The sequence below is a fragment of the Pedobacter sp. N23S346 genome, from assembly GCF_048515415.1.
Lineage (GTDB): Bacteria > Bacteroidota > Bacteroidia > Sphingobacteriales > Sphingobacteriaceae > Pedobacter.
In genome coordinates this window covers 654682-670604 of sequence record NZ_JBLYEE010000001.1, presented here as the reverse complement: position 1 = coordinate 670604, position 15923 = coordinate 654682, and the positions used below count along the sequence as shown (strand labels likewise).

13 protein-coding genes are annotated in these 15923 nt (G+C 37.2%); 7 read left to right on the top strand and 6 right to left on the bottom strand.

Annotated elements, in window-relative coordinates:
* Positions 1-98: 98 nt before the first annotated feature.
* Entirely contained in the window at positions 99-2537 is a 2439-nt protein-coding gene (locus ACN1CD_RS02855) for a TonB-dependent receptor domain-containing protein (RefSeq protein ID WP_419128732.1), read from the top strand.
* A gap of 124 nt (positions 2538-2661) precedes the next feature.
* On the opposite strand, the gene carB is transcribed toward ACN1CD_RS02855, so the two are convergent.
* Positions 2662-5499: a carbamoyl-phosphate synthase large subunit gene (carB, locus tag ACN1CD_RS02850; protein WP_419128731.1), complete on the bottom strand. Its 2838-nt coding sequence runs from the start codon at positions 5497-5499 to the stop codon at positions 2662-2664.
* 354 nt (positions 5500-5853) lie between these two features.
* The gene (locus ACN1CD_RS02845) at positions 5854-6171 is read right to left on the bottom strand and encodes a carboxypeptidase regulatory-like domain-containing protein (RefSeq protein WP_419128730.1); all 318 of its coding nucleotides are present in this window, start codon (positions 6169-6171) and stop codon (positions 5854-5856) included.
* 468 nt (positions 6172-6639) lie between these two features.
* Here ACN1CD_RS02845 and pnuC point away from each other — a divergent pair, with 468 nt between their 5' ends.
* Together pnuC and ACN1CD_RS02835 are read left to right on the top strand one after the other, a co-directional pair.
* Positions 6640-7257: a nicotinamide riboside transporter PnuC gene (pnuC, locus tag ACN1CD_RS02840; protein WP_419128729.1), complete on the top strand. Its 618-nt coding sequence runs from the start codon at positions 6640-6642 to the stop codon at positions 7255-7257.
* Entirely contained in the window at positions 7241-7771 is a 531-nt protein-coding gene (locus ACN1CD_RS02835; protein ID WP_419128728.1) for an AAA family ATPase, read from the top strand. The genes pnuC and ACN1CD_RS02835 overlap by 17 nt, the downstream gene beginning before the upstream one ends.
* Positions 7772-7991: 220 nt before the next feature.
* Here the strand turns inward: ACN1CD_RS02835 and typA are convergent, their stop codons facing one another.
* Positions 7992-9797: a translational GTPase TypA gene (typA, locus tag ACN1CD_RS02830; RefSeq protein ID WP_419128727.1), complete on the bottom strand. Its 1806-nt coding sequence runs from the start codon at positions 9795-9797 to the stop codon at positions 7992-7994.
* A 264-nt stretch (positions 9798-10061) separates the two neighbouring features.
* Here typA and ACN1CD_RS02825 point away from each other — a divergent pair, with 264 nt between their 5' ends.
* Both ACN1CD_RS02825 and ACN1CD_RS02820 read left to right on the top strand, forming a co-directional pair.
* Positions 10062-11564 (top strand): M28 family metallopeptidase, encoded by a 1503-nt coding sequence (locus ACN1CD_RS02825; RefSeq protein ID WP_419128726.1) that lies wholly within the window; start codon positions 10062-10064, stop codon positions 11562-11564.
* Positions 11565-11712: 148 nt separating this feature from the next.
* Positions 11713-12060, top strand: a complete 348-nt coding sequence (locus ACN1CD_RS02820) for a hypothetical protein (protein ID WP_419128725.1) — start codon at positions 11713-11715, stop codon at positions 12058-12060.
* Between the two features lie 83 nt (positions 12061-12143).
* Here ACN1CD_RS02820 and ACN1CD_RS02815 read toward each other — a convergent pair whose 3' ends face one another.
* Both ACN1CD_RS02815 and ACN1CD_RS02810 read right to left on the bottom strand, forming a co-directional pair.
* Entirely contained in the window at positions 12144-12368 is a 225-nt protein-coding gene (locus ACN1CD_RS02815; RefSeq protein WP_419128724.1) for a hypothetical protein, read from the bottom strand.
* A 559-nt stretch (positions 12369-12927) separates the two neighbouring features.
* On the bottom strand, positions 12928-13377 hold the full coding sequence (locus tag ACN1CD_RS02810) for a VOC family protein (RefSeq protein ID WP_419128723.1): 450 nt from the start codon (positions 13375-13377) through the stop codon (positions 12928-12930).
* A gap of 147 nt (positions 13378-13524) precedes the next feature.
* On the opposite strand from ACN1CD_RS02810, the gene ACN1CD_RS02805 reads away from it, so the two are divergent.
* Entirely contained in the window at positions 13525-14202 is a 678-nt protein-coding gene (locus tag ACN1CD_RS02805) for a TIGR02117 family protein (protein ID WP_419128721.1), read from the top strand.
* A gap of 3 nt (positions 14203-14205) precedes the next feature.
* On the opposite strand, the gene ACN1CD_RS02800 is transcribed toward ACN1CD_RS02805, so the two are convergent.
* The gene (locus ACN1CD_RS02800; RefSeq protein WP_419128720.1) at positions 14206-15015 is read right to left on the bottom strand and encodes an alpha/beta hydrolase; all 810 of its coding nucleotides are present in this window, start codon (positions 15013-15015) and stop codon (positions 14206-14208) included.
* 168 nt (positions 15016-15183) lie between these two features.
* On the opposite strand from ACN1CD_RS02800, the gene ACN1CD_RS02795 reads away from it, so the two are divergent.
* Positions 15184-15888 carry an esterase family protein gene (locus ACN1CD_RS02795; RefSeq protein ID WP_419128719.1) on the top strand — a complete coding sequence of 235 codons (705 nt, stop codon included), beginning with the start codon at positions 15184-15186 and terminating at the stop codon, positions 15886-15888.
* Positions 15889-15923 lie beyond the last annotated feature (35 nt).

Below are 15923 nucleotides of genomic sequence, written 5' to 3'. Positions count from 1 at the left end.
AAGCTAAACTTTAAACATAAAGGCAAAATTAGAAAACGTATACACATACGTTATGGAAATCGTTTTGCCTGGATTTTTTAAAATTTAAACCTAAACAAATGAAAATTTTTTACAGAATATCCTTCATCATTATTGCTGCTTTCTTTTCAGTAAGTTTATTTGCACAAACTTCACCTAAGCCTAACCTAACCGGAATTATCCTTGATGAGAATAAAAAACCAGTAGATTACGCAACAGTAGTATTATATAAAGCGACAGATTCCAGTATAGTAAAAACCAGTTTTACGGATCAAAATGGTTTTTTTGGTTTTGCGATCAGTTTAGAAGGAAACTACTTTTACAAAGCCAGCAACATGGGCTACAACACGATTAAAAGTAAAACCATTACACTTACCGATAAAAATCAGAAGGTAGATTTTGGTTCTGCTCAACTCGTTGCCAGCACTCAAAACTTAAAAGAAGTAAGTATTGCTGTAACCAAGCCCTTAATCGAAAGGAAAATGGATAGAGTAGTAATGAACGTTTCTAACAGCGCAATCATGACGGGTTCTACCGCTCTTGAAGTATTACAGAAAGCGCCGGGAGTTTCAGTAGATCAGAATGACAACATTTCAATGCAGGGTAAACAAGGCGTGTTAATTCAGCTTGATGGGAAACAAACCTATATGAGCAGCGCTGATGTGGCGAATTTACTAAGGAACATGCAAAGCTCAGAAATTGAAACCATCGAATTGATTACGAATCCATCCTCTAAATACGATGCAGCCGGAAATTCAGGAATCATCAATATTAAAACTAAGAAAAACAAAGCTGGTGGTACAAATGGAAGCCTAAATGCAACAGCCGGATATGGTAAAAATTTTAGAGGTAATACAGGATTAAATCTAAACCATAGAACGAAAAAACTGAATCTGTTTGGAAACTATAACTATGGAAAAACTAACCGTGAAAACATCATCACGATTGATCGTATTTCAAACGGCACGCCCGATACTTATTTTATGCAGTCAGGATCTAGCTTAAGGAAGCAACAAAACAATAATTTCAAAGCAGGTTTAGATTATTTTATCGATAAAAATAATACAATAGGTGTGTTGGTGAATGGCTATTTTAATCGCGGAACCGAGGTATCTAAAAGCAACACTTTAATTGGCCCATCTTTTCAGCAGGTAGATTCAACATTAGCATCAAGTAGTTTACAAACCAATAAATACAACAATATTTCTTATAACCTGAATTACAAATCGGTTTTAGATACGGCAGGTTCTGAAATTTCTGCAGATTTTGATTACTCTAAATACAATGGAAACGATGGTTCTGAATATGAGAATGATTATATGTTCGCCAATGGAAATAGAATTCGCCCGATTAATTACACCAGGAATGGTACGCCTTCAAAAATTGATATTAAAGCCTTTAAAGTTGATTATAATGTTTCATTGAGTAAAACCATAAAGCTAGAAGCTGGCCTAAAAAGTAGCTGGGTAAAAACAGATAACGATTTACAAGCTGAAGAATTAGTTAACAATATTTGGCAAAATGATGTTCGCCGTAGTAATCAATTTATTTATGATGAAAATGTAAATGCGGCTTACACTAATATTAACAAGAAGTTTAAAAACACCAGTATTCAACTTGGCTTAAGGGTTGAGCAAACCAATTCTAAAGGAAACCTGGTTACTACAAATACAGTAGTGGAACGTGGTTACTGGGATTTTTTCCCAACTTTATTTGTGCAGCAAACACTTTCGAAAAACAACCAACTTGGCTTTTCTTACAGTCGCAGGATAGACCGCCCAAGTTACGATGCCTTAAATCCATTTATTTATTACCTGGATCAATACACATACAACAAGGGTAATCCATTTTTAAAACCGCAATACACCAATAATGTGGAGTTGAGTTATACTTTTATGCAGAAATATATGCTCTCGATAGGTTACAGTAGAACCAATGATGTAATTACAGAAGTTTTATTGCCTGATTCTGCACAGAAAGCACTGTTTCAAACCAATGAAAATCTTGCAAAGAACATCAGTTATAATGCTAATTTAAATATCCCGGTTCAGGTGGCAAAATGGTGGTCGATGAATAACAATTTAAATGTTTTTTACCTGAGTTTTGAGGCGCCAGATTTAGCTGGTGTGGCGTTAAAAACGGGTAAAACCTCATTTCAGTTTAAATCTCAGCAAAGCTTTACCATAGTTAGTGGTTTTACCGGAGAGTTAAATGGCAGTTATGAATCACCACTGGATTACGGAACACTAAGAATTAAAGCCCGCTATTCTATTGATGCCGGTTTGAGTAAAACACTCTTTGATAAAAAGGCAAGCCTGAAATTAGCCTTATCAGATATATTTAATATGTATAAAAACGATATCTCTAGCGCATACCCCGGTTTAAAATATGAGGTACATCAGAAAAACGAAAGCCAGATTGGAAGAATAACTTTCACTTACCGCTTTGGTAAAGAAATTAAACCTGCCCGCCGCCGCACTACAGGCTCAGAAGCTGAACAAGGGAGGATGAAGAATTAGTTGACTTCGACAATGTATTCTGCCTGATGATTCGTTAAGACCCAATTAGGTTTAAAGATATAAATTGCAGCAGGAAAATTATGCAGAAACAAAAAGGGCGATGTCACCATCGCCCTTTACTATTTTATTTACTCAAATACATTGATTTATCCTTGTAAAGCTTGCGGAAATATGGATCTTCCAAATCTTTAATGAAACGAATGGCTTCACCTGTGGATTTCATTTCCGGACCCAACTCTTTCGTAACTTCAGGGAATTTCTCGTAAGAGAAAACCGGTTCTTTAATTGCATAGCCCTTTAGCTTACGCTCGATAGTGAAATCTTTCAACTTCGCTACGCCTAACATAATTTTTGCCGCAATATTGATGTATGGAACATCATATGCTTTAGCGATGAAAGGAACCGTACGTGATGCTCTTGGATTGGCCTCGATTACATAAACCTTCTCATCCTTGATGGCAAATTGAATATTCAATAAACCACGTACATCTAAAGCTTTGGCAATCTTAATCGAATACTCTTCCATTGCATTAGTTACCGATTCTGGCAAGCTGAAAGTAGGCAATACGGCGAATGAATCACCTGAGTGAATCCCTGCTGGCTCAATGTGCTCCATCATACCCACAATGTGAACATCATCACCATCAGAAATCGAATCTGACTCTGCTTCTTCTGCACGATCTAAAAAGTGATCAATCAATACGCGGTTACCTGGTAAATCGCCTAGTAATTTTACTACTGCTTTCTCCAGGTCTTCATCGTTAATCACAATGCTCATTCCTTGTCCGCCTAATACGTAACTTGGGCGAACCAGAACTGGATAACCTACTTCATTGGCAACCACAATTGCTTCTTCGGCATTTTCAGCTACACCATATTTAGGATATGGAATATTTAACTCTTTTAATAAATCTGAGAAGCGACCGCGATCTTCAGCGATATCCATGTTCTCGAAAGATGTTCCGATAATTTTAACGCCAAGTGCCGATAATTTCTCTGCCATTTTCAAGGCTGTTTGACCGCCCAATTGAACAATCACGCCAACTGGCTTTTCTAATTCAATAATCTCACGAACATGTTCCCAGAAAACCGGCTCAAAGTATAATTTATCGGCCATGTTAAAGTCTGTAGAAACCGTTTCAGGATTACAGTTTACCATGATCGCTTCGAAGCCAGATTCTTTTGCGGCTAATAAACCGTGTACGCAAGAATAATCAAATTCTATACCCTGACCAATACGGTTCGGACCAGAGCCCAGAACAATTACTTTTTTATTATCCGAAGGGATTGATTCATTTTCTTCATCAAAAGAAGAATAGTAATATGGTGTTTTTGCAGGGAATTCGGCAGCACAGGTATCTACCATTTTATACACCCTGTTAATCCCTAAAGCTTTACGGCGATCGTAAACTTCATCTTCCGTTACGTTTCCTAACAACCAGGCAATCTGAATATCAGAGAAACCTTTTTGTTTAAGGGTAAAGAAGAAATCCTGAGGGATATTATTTAATGAATATCTTTTTAATTCAACTTCTAAAGCTACAAGCTCCTGAATCTGATTTAAGAACCATTTATCAATTTTAGTCACCTTACGGATGGATTCCAGAGGCACACCCATTGTCATGGCATCTTTGATTAAGAAAACACGGTTCCATGAAGCGTGCTCCAGGCCATCCATAATTTCTTCTATGTTGCGAACCTGTCTGCCATCAGCACCTAAACCTGCACGGTTTATCTCTAAACTCTGACAAGCTTTTTGCAAGGCTTCGATAAAGGTACGACCAATGGCCATTACCTCACCAACAGATTTCATCTGTAAACCAAGTTCTTTATTGGCACCTTTAAATTTGTCGAAATTCCAGCGGGGGATTTTAACAATTACGTAATCTAACGTAGGTTCAAAGTATGCTGAAGTTGTTTTGGTAATTTGATTTTCAATTTCATCCAGGTTGTAACCGATTGCCAGTTTCGCAGCAATTTTAGCGATTGGATAACCAGTGGCCTTACTTGCTAAAGCCGATGAGCGGGATACACGTGGATTAATTTCGATGGCGATAATGTCATCATTTACAGGGTTTACCGAGAATTGAACATTACACCCACCAGCAAAAGTACCGATAGCGCGCATCATTTTAATGGCCTGATTACGCATTTCCTGATAACAACGATCAGATAATGTCATAGCAGGTGCAACTGTAATCGAGTCTCCAGTATGAATCCCCATTGGATCGAAGTTTTCAATCGAACAGATAATGATTACATTATCGTTGCTATCTCTTAATAGCTCCAACTCGTATTCTTTCCAGCCTAAAACAGCTTGTTCTACTAAAACCTCATGTGTTGGCGAAGCTTCTAAACCACGTTTAAGTGCAGCGTCAAATTCTTCCTTTTTGTGCACAAAACCACCACCAGAACCGCCTAACGTATACGATGGGCGAATTACCAATGGAAAACCGATTTCTTGAGCAGCTTCTTTACCTTCTAAAAATGAGTTGGCAATTTTAGAAGGCGCTACACCTACACCTATATCAACCATTAACTGGCGGAAAGATTCACGGTTTTCGGTTTTTTCGATAGCCGCTACATCAACACCGATAACTTTAACACCATATTTTTCCCAAACACCGCGCTCGGAAGCTTCTACACAAAGATTTAGCGCCGTTTGACCGCCCATAGTTGGCAAAACAGCGTCAATTCTAGGTAAATCTGTAGCGTTTATATGCTCTTGAAGAATAGCTTCAATTGAATCAACAGTTAAAGGGTGAAGATAAACATGATCACCAATAACTTTATCCGTCATAATTGTTGCCGGATTAGAGTTGATAATGGAAACGGTAATCCCTTCTTCTTTTAAAGAAAGTGCCGCTTGCGAACCGGCATAATCAAATTCGCAGGCTTGGCCAATAATAATTGGGCCTGATCCGATAATTAGTACTGAGCGTATGGAAGTGTCTTTAGGCATGATAAAGCTTAAACAATGATTAAAATTCTAAAGTAATTTGGCTCCATTTTGAAACCATGAAAGCAACGAGATTTTGTGCTTGTAAGAAGAAAAATCCCAACTGTTCTGTCGGGATGCAAAGATAGGTTTTTTGAAACGTTTTTTACTTTAATTTTTTAAAATTAAAGTGTGTTATTTAAAATCAGTAAAACTCACCCATTTGTTCCCATTTAAAGCAGATTAAATTAAGGTTACTAAACTGTTATTTACATTATAAAATGATATAGGTGCAGACCATCTCATCGATTAATAATGCCAATAGAAATCTTTGAAATAAAAAAAGGAGCATTGCGCTCCTTTCCTAAATGATTTTAATTATTGCTGTATTTTAATTTCTCCCAGATCTGTAGTGGTACTATCTTTTACTGCTACATTCTCTATCGTTAAATCTTTATAGGGTGCATTTGCTTTTACCAAAACAGTATACACGCCTTCTTTTAAATTGGTAAAAGAAAAAGCGCCCTGATTAACCTGTACTTTAACCGTATCTGAACCTGCAACAAGCGAAACACCTGCCACAGCATCTGGCGGACTAACCCTACCAATAATACCACCTGCTTTAACAAACGTAAAAGCTACAAACAAAATAGACGACAAGATTAAGGCGACGCAAAAAACACTCAGCTTTTTCATATAATTTATTTTAGTTTCTAAATACCATTTTCATGGAACCCATATTAAACCGATTATACAACTCATTTGTTTGTCGCAGAAATAGAACACTGTAGCATTTTTAAGAAACAAATGTATCCATCGGCGCCAAGCAAATTGATGTATTCTCTGTAAATCGACCGCTAAATTAGTAAACAATCGTTAAAATTATGTTAAAACGTAACATTAATATAGTGTTAAAAGAACACGAAGTCATGTTTAAGTCATGAATAATACAATTAAACATTATTGGCAAAAATCTTGTAATAAGCAGAACATATATGCGTTTTGTATATACTTTAGAAAAAGATCTAAAGCTTCCTCCGCGGAGTAGTTAACCGCAAATGAGGATTTCTTCATAAATAGTTTGTTTGGTTTATTATCCGGTTTGAGGAGCCCTCCTCAGCCGGATTTTTTCTTTTATGGCTTTTTCTACTACATTTGATCTCTATGATCGTGTTACAGGCATCATTTTTCAAATTCTTATTGTCACAGCTCCACCAAACTACTGCTTTGGAATGGGTTGCGGTAATTACTGGTTTTATTTGCATCTACCTGGCTGCCAGAGAAAGCATTTGGAACTGGCCGATCTCCATTATAAGTGTGGTTGCTTATGGCTTTTTATTCTTTAGGGAAGCCATGTATGGTGACATGACCCTTCAAATCTATTTTTTATTTACGGCATTTTATGGCTGGTACTTCTGGATCACTAAAAAAGTAGCCCATAATAAACCAATTACGAAACTTGCTACGAAATATTGGCTCCTGGTTATCATTTTTGTGCTGGCCTTAAGCATTTTCCTGGGTTGGTTTATGGCTAACTTCACCAATAGTACCGTACCCTACGCAGATGGATTTTGCACTTCAGTTAGCTTTGTTGCCCAGTTTTTACTCACCAGAAAAATACTCGAGAACTGGTTGCTCTGGGTATTCGTGAACATTTGCTATGTCCCTTTATTTATCTACAAAAACCTAAATCTGAGTGCCCTGTTGTATGTGGTATTAATTATCATTGCCTTTAAGGGTTATTTAGATTGGAGAAAAACCTATCGTGAACAAATTAATTAAAAAAATAGCCATTGTGGGGCCGGAGAGTACGGGTAAATCTACCATGTCTCAACTTTTAGCGAAACATTACAAAGTTTCCTGGGTGCCAGAATATGCCCGTTATTATTGCGAAAACCTAATTGCGCCATATACATTACAAGATGAGGTAAACATGTTTTACGGTCAGGTTGCTTTGGAAGATGCAATTTTGGTTACTACTGAAAGCGACTTTATTATTTGCGACACCACATTCGTAACCGTAAAAATATGGAGCGACGAAATGTTAGGTGAAACACCACAACTGGTTTTAGATGCCCTCCCGAAAAGACCTTATGATCTTTATCTACTCCTGGATATTGATCTCCCATGGCAGGATGATCCACTTCGTGATTTTCCCAATCAACGTGAATATTTTATGAAAGTTTGGCACGAGGAGCTGAAGGCTTTAGATGCAAATTATAAAGTAATTGGTGGTTTAGGAGAGTTGCGGGTAAAGAATGCTATTAATGCAGTAGATGGTTTTTTAGGAAAGTAAGGGATTGCTTTTTTCGTTGATCGTTTTTAGTTTTCCGTTGAATAATGTTTCGTTTATAAAAGGCTTATGCCGCCATGCTGCTTAATGTTCTTAACCCTATCTATGCTTGTGATTTGCATAAATTTAATTTAGAGCTGAAAAACAATAATTAAAACCAAAAAAGCCCCGATTTACATCGAGGCTTTGATATTATTAAGTCCTTTTTAGGGGATTTAGAGACCTAAACGAATTGCTTTCCTTTAACTTTACGTTCTTGTTCTGTTAAGAAGATTTTACGTAAACGCATGCTTGCAGGTGTAACCTCGATATACTCATCAGCCTGGATGTACTCCATAGCCTCTTCTAACGAGAATTTAATTGCAGGTGCGATACGAGCATTATCATCAGTACCAGATGCACGCATGTTGGTTAATGCTTTTCCTTTAACAATGTTTACTACCAAGTCATTATCACGGATGTGCTCACCCATAATTTGTCCTTCATAAACATCAACTCCCGGATCAACAAAGAAACGACCTCTATCCTGTAACTTATCAATAGAATAAGCAGTTGTCTGACCTTTATCCATCGAAACCAATACACCATTCGAACGACCTGGAATTGTACCTTTCCAAGGCTCGTAAGCTTTGAAACGGTGTGCCATAATCGCCTCACCAGCAGTAGCAGTTAAAACGTTGTTACGTAAACCGATAATACCACGAGATGGGATTTCGAATTCTAAGTGTTGTAAATCGCCTTTTGGCTCCATAATTAACAACTCACCTTTACGTTGAGTTACCAATTCAATTACTTTACCAGAAACTTCACCCGGTACATCAACAATTAAAGTTTCAATTGGCTCATGTTTTTTACCATCGATTTCTTTTACGATAACCTGTGGCTGACCAACCTGAATCTCATAACCTTCACGACGCATCGTTTCGATTAGAACTGATAAATGGAGAATACCACGACCGTAAACCAACCATGAATCAGGAGATGCTGTTTCAACAACTTTTAAAGCTAAATTTTTCTCAGTTTCTTTAATCAAACGCTCTTTAATACGTTGAGAAGTAACCAATTTACCTTCTTTACCAAAAAATGGAGAGTTGTTAATGGTAAACAACATGTTCATTGTTGGCTCATCAATGCTGATTACTGGCAATTGTTCTGGTGAATCAAAGTCAGAAATGGTATCACCAATATCAAAACCATCAATACCTACAACCGCACAAATATCACCAGAACTTACTTCTGTGGTACGGATTTTTCCTAAACCTTCGAAAGTATAAAGTTCTTTTACTCTGGTTTTAACAATCTTACCATCGCGTTTAATTAAAGTTACCGGTTGGTTTTCTTTAATTGTACCGCGGTGAACACGACCAATTGCAATACGACCTACGAAAGATGAATAATCTAACGAAGTAATTTGCATTTGTAAAGTACCATCGTTAATTGGCGCAGGTGGAATGTTTGCTACAACCGCATCCAATAAAGCGAAAATATCAGTAGTTGGAACTTTCCAATCTGTACTCATCCATCCTTGTTTAGATGAACCGTAAATAACCGGGAAATCCAATTGTTCTTCAGTAGCTTCAAGGTTAAAGAACAATTCGAAAATTTGCTCATAAACCTCTTCCGGGCGACAGTTTTCTTTATCTACCTTGTTTACCACCACAATCGGTTTTAAACCAAGGGCTAAAGCTTTTTGCGTTACGAAACGCGTTTGAGGCATTGCACCTTCAAAAGCATCGCAAAGTAAAAGTACACCATCTGCCATTTTCAAAACACGCTCTACCTCACCGCCAAAATCCGCGTGACCAGGAGTGTCAATAATGTTAATCTTTACGTCTTTGTACTGAACAGATACGTTTTTAGATACAATCGTGATACCACGCTCGCGCTCTAAATCGTTATTATCCAATATCAAATCTCCTGTTTGTTCGTTGTCACGAAAAATAGAACAAGAGTGTAAAATCTTATCAACCAACGTGGTTTTACCGTGGTCAACGTGTGCTATAATAGCTATATTTCTAATCTTTTGCATAAAATGCGCCTCAAATTTGGCGCAAAGATAGTGTTTAGAAATGGATTTTCTACTATATTGCTTACTATTTAATCCTATAATAATGTTGTAATCATCTCATTTTTAATTAGAAAAGCCAGAGGTGGTGCCAACCTAAACTATTTCAAGCTTGGTTTTCCCATAATGCGGTTCCGTTCTTAGGGAAGGTCAGTTCTTTTTACTCAAAAAATGTTTCGATCAAGTTTTTTCGTACCATTGCTAATTGTTTTATTTTCAATCAAAATTATGGTAAAGAGTCTATCCCAATCCCTTTTCGTTATTTGCTTATCTATATTAATCCATTTATCAGCCAAAGCACAATTAGCACCTAAAGAGGGTTTGGCAGCCATAAGAGAAACGGACTTAAAAACCGATTTATATACCTTTGCCGGCGATGGATTTAGAGGGAGGGAATTTTGTTCGCCAGATGAACTCCGGGCAGCAGTTTGGCTTGCAGACCAAATGCGGGCTACAGGAATGAAGCCTGCTGGTATTGATGGAACGTTCTTTCAGTTTTTTAATGTACGAAGAGATCAGCTATCGGCTTCGAGCACCATTAAAATTGGCGATAGAAACCTGATACTTTGGAAAGATATTCTGGCAATAGAACCATTTCCCTCAAATATTGATGCAGATATTATCTACATCGGAAAGGGTACAAAGGAGGCCATCAATTCAGCAGATTTAGCAGGCAAAGTAGTTGCTTTAATTCCAACTTATGATGACCTGGATCTAAATGTTGCTTTCCCGAAAGTAAGATTTATGCAGAGATTGGCGTCCCTTAAATACCGAAGTTTACTGGCAGAAAAAAAAGTTAAGGGAATCATCTTTCTGGCGAACGATGAATTTACAAAAACTGGCTGGCATGAGCATGTTCGGGCACGCTTTGAAAGAGGGAATTACAGGCTGGATAACGGATTACATACTTCAGCACAAAACAACCTTAGTATCCCAGCTTTTTGGATGCTGGATAAAGACACAGAACTGCTAAAAACTAAAAAGATTCGTTTTACCGCAAACCTAACAACCGACTCATTTTTATATCCTTCTGTTAATGTGATTGGCAAAATTGAAGGAACCGATTTAAAACTAAAAAATGAAAATGTTTTAATTACCAGTCACATCGATCATATGGGCGTTAGAGAGCCTCAAAACGGCGATTCTATTTATAATGGCGCTGATGATAATGGAAGCGCAGTAGTAGCCATGTTGGCCATTGCCAGGGCTTATAACCAAAAACCAGCTAAAAGATCACAGTTATTTATTTCTTTCGGCTCAGAAGAACCTTATCTGTTCGGATCAACCTATTATACGCAGCATCCTACAGTAAAGAAAGAAGATATTGTAGCAGTTCTTAATGCCGATTTAATTGGAAGAAATGCCATTGATAGTGCCGCCATTCTGGGTACGCTTGGTGCAAATAACACCTCAAAACTTTTAACTCAAATGGCACTTCAGGCTAATGATGAAGGCCCAAAATTTAAGCTGGATACGGTTTGGGATAATCCCAATCACAAAGAAGGCTTTTTATATAGAAGTGATCATGCACCCTTTCTGAAATTAGGAATTCCATCCGTTTTTTACACCACCTTATTACACCCTGATTATCATACACCAAAAGATGATCCTGAACACATTGATTACAAAAAACTGAGAAAGATGACCGAATGGATGTACCGCACTTCCTGGAAAGTTGCCAATGCCACAGCGCGACCTGTAATTAATCCTGATTTTAAATACAGAAGATAGCGGCTGTACATCTTCTGTATCTTGTTCTTATTGAAAAATACGGCACTTATTTCTAAAGTTTAGATGCACCATAAAACTGGCCATAAAGCATTTCTATATATGCAGATAAATGAATAAAACAAACGAAGATTTAGATGGTATTATATAAATGGAAAAATCTATACAAGAATTATTTGATCAGTATGAAGAGAAATCGCTGGAGGTAGAGGCTGCAAAAAAAGCGATGGACCAGGCAGAAGTTCCAGACTTATCGAAAGAAAAATATATTACTTCAGCACAAGCTGATGAACACCTCATTGCCTGCGTAGAAAGAGAAGGCCGGGAAAAAGAATTGGATACACTGAGTCAGGAATGGAGTGAAATTCAGGATGCCCTGGCCGCTAAACTTTGCAAAATCAACACAAAGGTTCTGGTTAATGATAAACGTGATCAATGCACCGTATTAATTCATTGCGAAGGTGGCGGCATCATGATTGAAGATAAGGATGTTGATTAATACTTCTCGCTTCAAAAATCCAAACGATAAAAAGACCAGGCTCCCGCAATTATATTTGAGTGAGCCTGGTCGGTTAATTATTTTTAATTCTGCTGATCGTTAGAAGGCTTACAATTTCTCAACATTTTTGTCAGTTGTCTGATCATATTCAGCAAATCTGATGTTGTATCATTCCGTATAATCCGTTCCTCGTCACTTACAATTAATCTATCCAACATAAAGAAAAGATTATCTTCAGTATCATCAACGTCGTAATGCTGAAAATATTCGCCTATTTTTTCTACTTGCTCTTGGGTAAGGACTAACATAAAACTTCCCTCCCATCTGTTAATTGTGAAACAACGTTTTGGTTGATTTTGAGGACTGATCTGTTTCGTAGATCATACGTCAAGAACTCACCACATACTGTGATGAAGGTTGTTGATTTTTCAAATTGTCTTTGCATTACATATTGATTAATCAGAAAATAAGTAAAAGCCCAGGGGCTGCAAAGACAAATTACACTAGGTAACAAGAATACCGTCCTAAAACGGCTCCCCTGGGATATCTTTCAACTAAAGACAATGGTCCGTTATAGAACGCATTGGTATTTTTGTTAATAAAATCAGGCTGAATCTGCCTAGTGTTTAATATTTATCTTTGCATTACAATAGTCGGAAGTTAATTTGATTAAGCCAAATTTTAACGGATTTTTATTCAACAATAATTATGCATTATTTACCAAAAACCTTGAAATTTGAAGTAAAGATTGCTTCGGCGGCTGAAAAAACTTTCATCAGCAATGACGGATTTGTTAAGAGAAAAAGATCACTGATTAACCACCCCGCCTTGCAGGTACCTCTCAGGAGGAGTGAAATTGTGATCGTATTAAAAAGATTGCTCCCATTCCTGGTAAGAAATAACACCTAATTCTGGCTTGGCCTCACCTTCCAGCATAGCAATAAACTCTAAGGCATTCCCATCAGGATCATTAAAATAGATAGCAATAGCCGGCATCCAGGCAAAAACCATAGGTGCTAAATCATCACTCTTTAAAAAATTATAAGGCTTCAGGTTATTCTCTTGTAAAAAGCTTACAGATTTGTTCAGCACATCATCCACATCGCACCTAAAAGCAAAGTGCCTTACACATACTTCGCCTTTCGGTTTTTCCCAAAGCCCCAGCATGGCTCCCTTTGGCTCGCCAACCCAAAAGAAAGCAATTCTCCTTCCTTCTTCATAATAACATTGGGTTAAACCCATCACATTTTTATAAAAATCTATAGATCTTTCTAAATCTTCAACATCAATATGGGTTTCAAATAGTCCTTTTATCATACCACGAAGATAAAAAATACACCAGCCCATAAAAAATCACCTTTTTCGATAACATCATCATCAAAACTGATAATTATACAATAAGAAAAATTTTGGGTTACCCAACTGCCTCATTTTGTATTAAAGAGGAACCAACTCTATTTCCAAATGAATAAACGGTTTCTAAAATACGCTGGTAAGTTTACGGTTATCTTCATCTCGCTGATTGGATTTTACTTTCTGCTGGCTTTTTGTTTATCGCGAATCACCGTAAATGCCCATCCTACGAATAAACAAGAGGTGGCCATGTATATTTTATCTAATGGCATCCATACCGATATTGTAATGCCCGCAGCAAATAAAGCAATAAACTGGACTGAGAAAATCCCTTATACCAACACCCTGAAAGCAGATAGCACTTATCACTACCTGGCAATTGGCTGGGGAGATAAAAAATTTTACCTGGAAACACCTGAATTTTCTGATTTAAAACTCGCTACCGCTGTAAAAGCCATATCTGGCTTAGGTACTTCTGCCATGCATACCACTTATTATCAAAACATGGTAGAAGATAAACAATGCAAGAAAGTAATGATCAGCGATGCGCAATATCGTAAACTCATTGAATTTGTGAGCAATAGCTTTCAGCCAGATGCTTCAGGGAATTTTATTAAAGTGAATACGAATATTCGCTATGATAGTGGCGATGCATTTTATGAAGCAAAAGGAAGTTACAGCATTTTTAAAACCTGCAACACCTGGACGAATAATGCCCTTAAAGCCTGTGGACAGCGAAGTTGCCTGTGGACCATTTTCGATACAGGCATCTTGCTTAAATATGATTAATGCTTAAACCTCAAACGCCCAGTTTAAAAATGCCGGCATTACACTTTCCCAGGTAGGTACATCGTGCTTGCCACCTACTTTTTCGTAATAAAAAATGTTTTCAGGTCTTTTATAGCCTTTCTTTAAAAGTCCTTTTACTACATCAATGGTATCATCAATAGAATCAATAATTAGGTTTCTATTGCGGTCTGCTTTTTCATCTTCTGTTCCGGTCATCAGCCAGAATTTCATATCTGGTTTACTATCCGTAGAATCAATCAGCTCATGAATAATTCGATCTGCATCTGTATAACCATCAGTAAGGTCTTTTTTACGCCACCAGAAAGCGCCAGAGAAAACACCAATCACATCAAAAACAGCAGGATTATTCCACGCAATATCAAAAGCAGATAAACCACCTAGCGAAAAACCTGCAAAAGCCACTTTACCCGTAACAGGCATGGCAATTTTCTTCTTAACAAAAGGCAAAAGTTCTTTAATTACAAAGTCGTTGTATAATCCTGCATTTGCTCCTCTTCCTTTAAAATCGGGCTTACCAGCTACGCCATATTCCATTAAACGATCTGCAGAAGCTTTTATCGCCACCACAATTAACCTGTTATTTCTTTTGTTAAGATGTGCATCTTCCAGAATTTTAGCAAATTCCATCTTCGCCAAGTCCTGACCATCATTAATAAATAGCAATTCTATTTTCTCGTTGCCTAATATCCCTTCAGGCATATACATATCTATTTCAACCTCATGCTTTAAATAAGCAGAAGAAATTTTAAAACTATTAATATTAACTTTTACTGATAAAATTGTAGTATACATATCTTAAACTCCCTAACCCTGGCATCTCGCCTAATAATTTTGCAAAGGTACAAATCTCACTAAACTATTAATTATCAGTATTAAATTTTTACACGCTGCTTTTATTTAAAGTTGAGGACATTCTTTTTTTAAGATTAAATTTCTATCTTAAAACATTCAATTTTTAATATGAGAGAAGAACATAAAAAGTGGTATAGCCCGAATTTAAGTGCTGATATAGATATGCTCATCTTTGGTCATGCCGGCATTCCTGTTTTGCTATTTCCAACCAGTATGGGGCGCTATTATGAGAATAAAGACTTCAAATTAATTGATTCTGTTGAAGGCTTCATCAATGAAGGGAAAATTAAAATTTATTGTCCTGATAGTATTGATAAATTGAGCTGGTATAATAAGGGCATCCATCCTGCAGACCGGGTAAAAAATCATATCTGGTATGATAAATATTTACTGGAAGAAGTTGCACCATTAGCCAGAAATGAAACCGGAAGTAGCAAAATTATCACCGCTGGGTGTAGCTTCGGTGGGTACCATGCGGCTAATTTTGCCTTTCGCCACCCATGGCTGGTAAGCCATATGTTTAGCATGAGTGGTGCTTTCGATATTAAAGGCCAGTTAGATGGTTTTTATAACGATGATGTTTATTTCAATAATCCGGTGGATAACCTGATGAACAATAGCAACCCGGAATTGCACCACATGAAAATTGTTCTTGGAACCACAGACCGCGATATGTGCCGTGCAGATAACGAGAACTTATCAGGAATTCTTGCCAAAAAGGGAATAGATCATTGGCTGGACATCAGGCAAAATGCAGATCACGACTGGCCAATCTGGCGGGAAATGTTTCCTAATTATATAGCACAAATTTAAATGATAATTGTTATTTGTTTATCGTTTTTCGAATT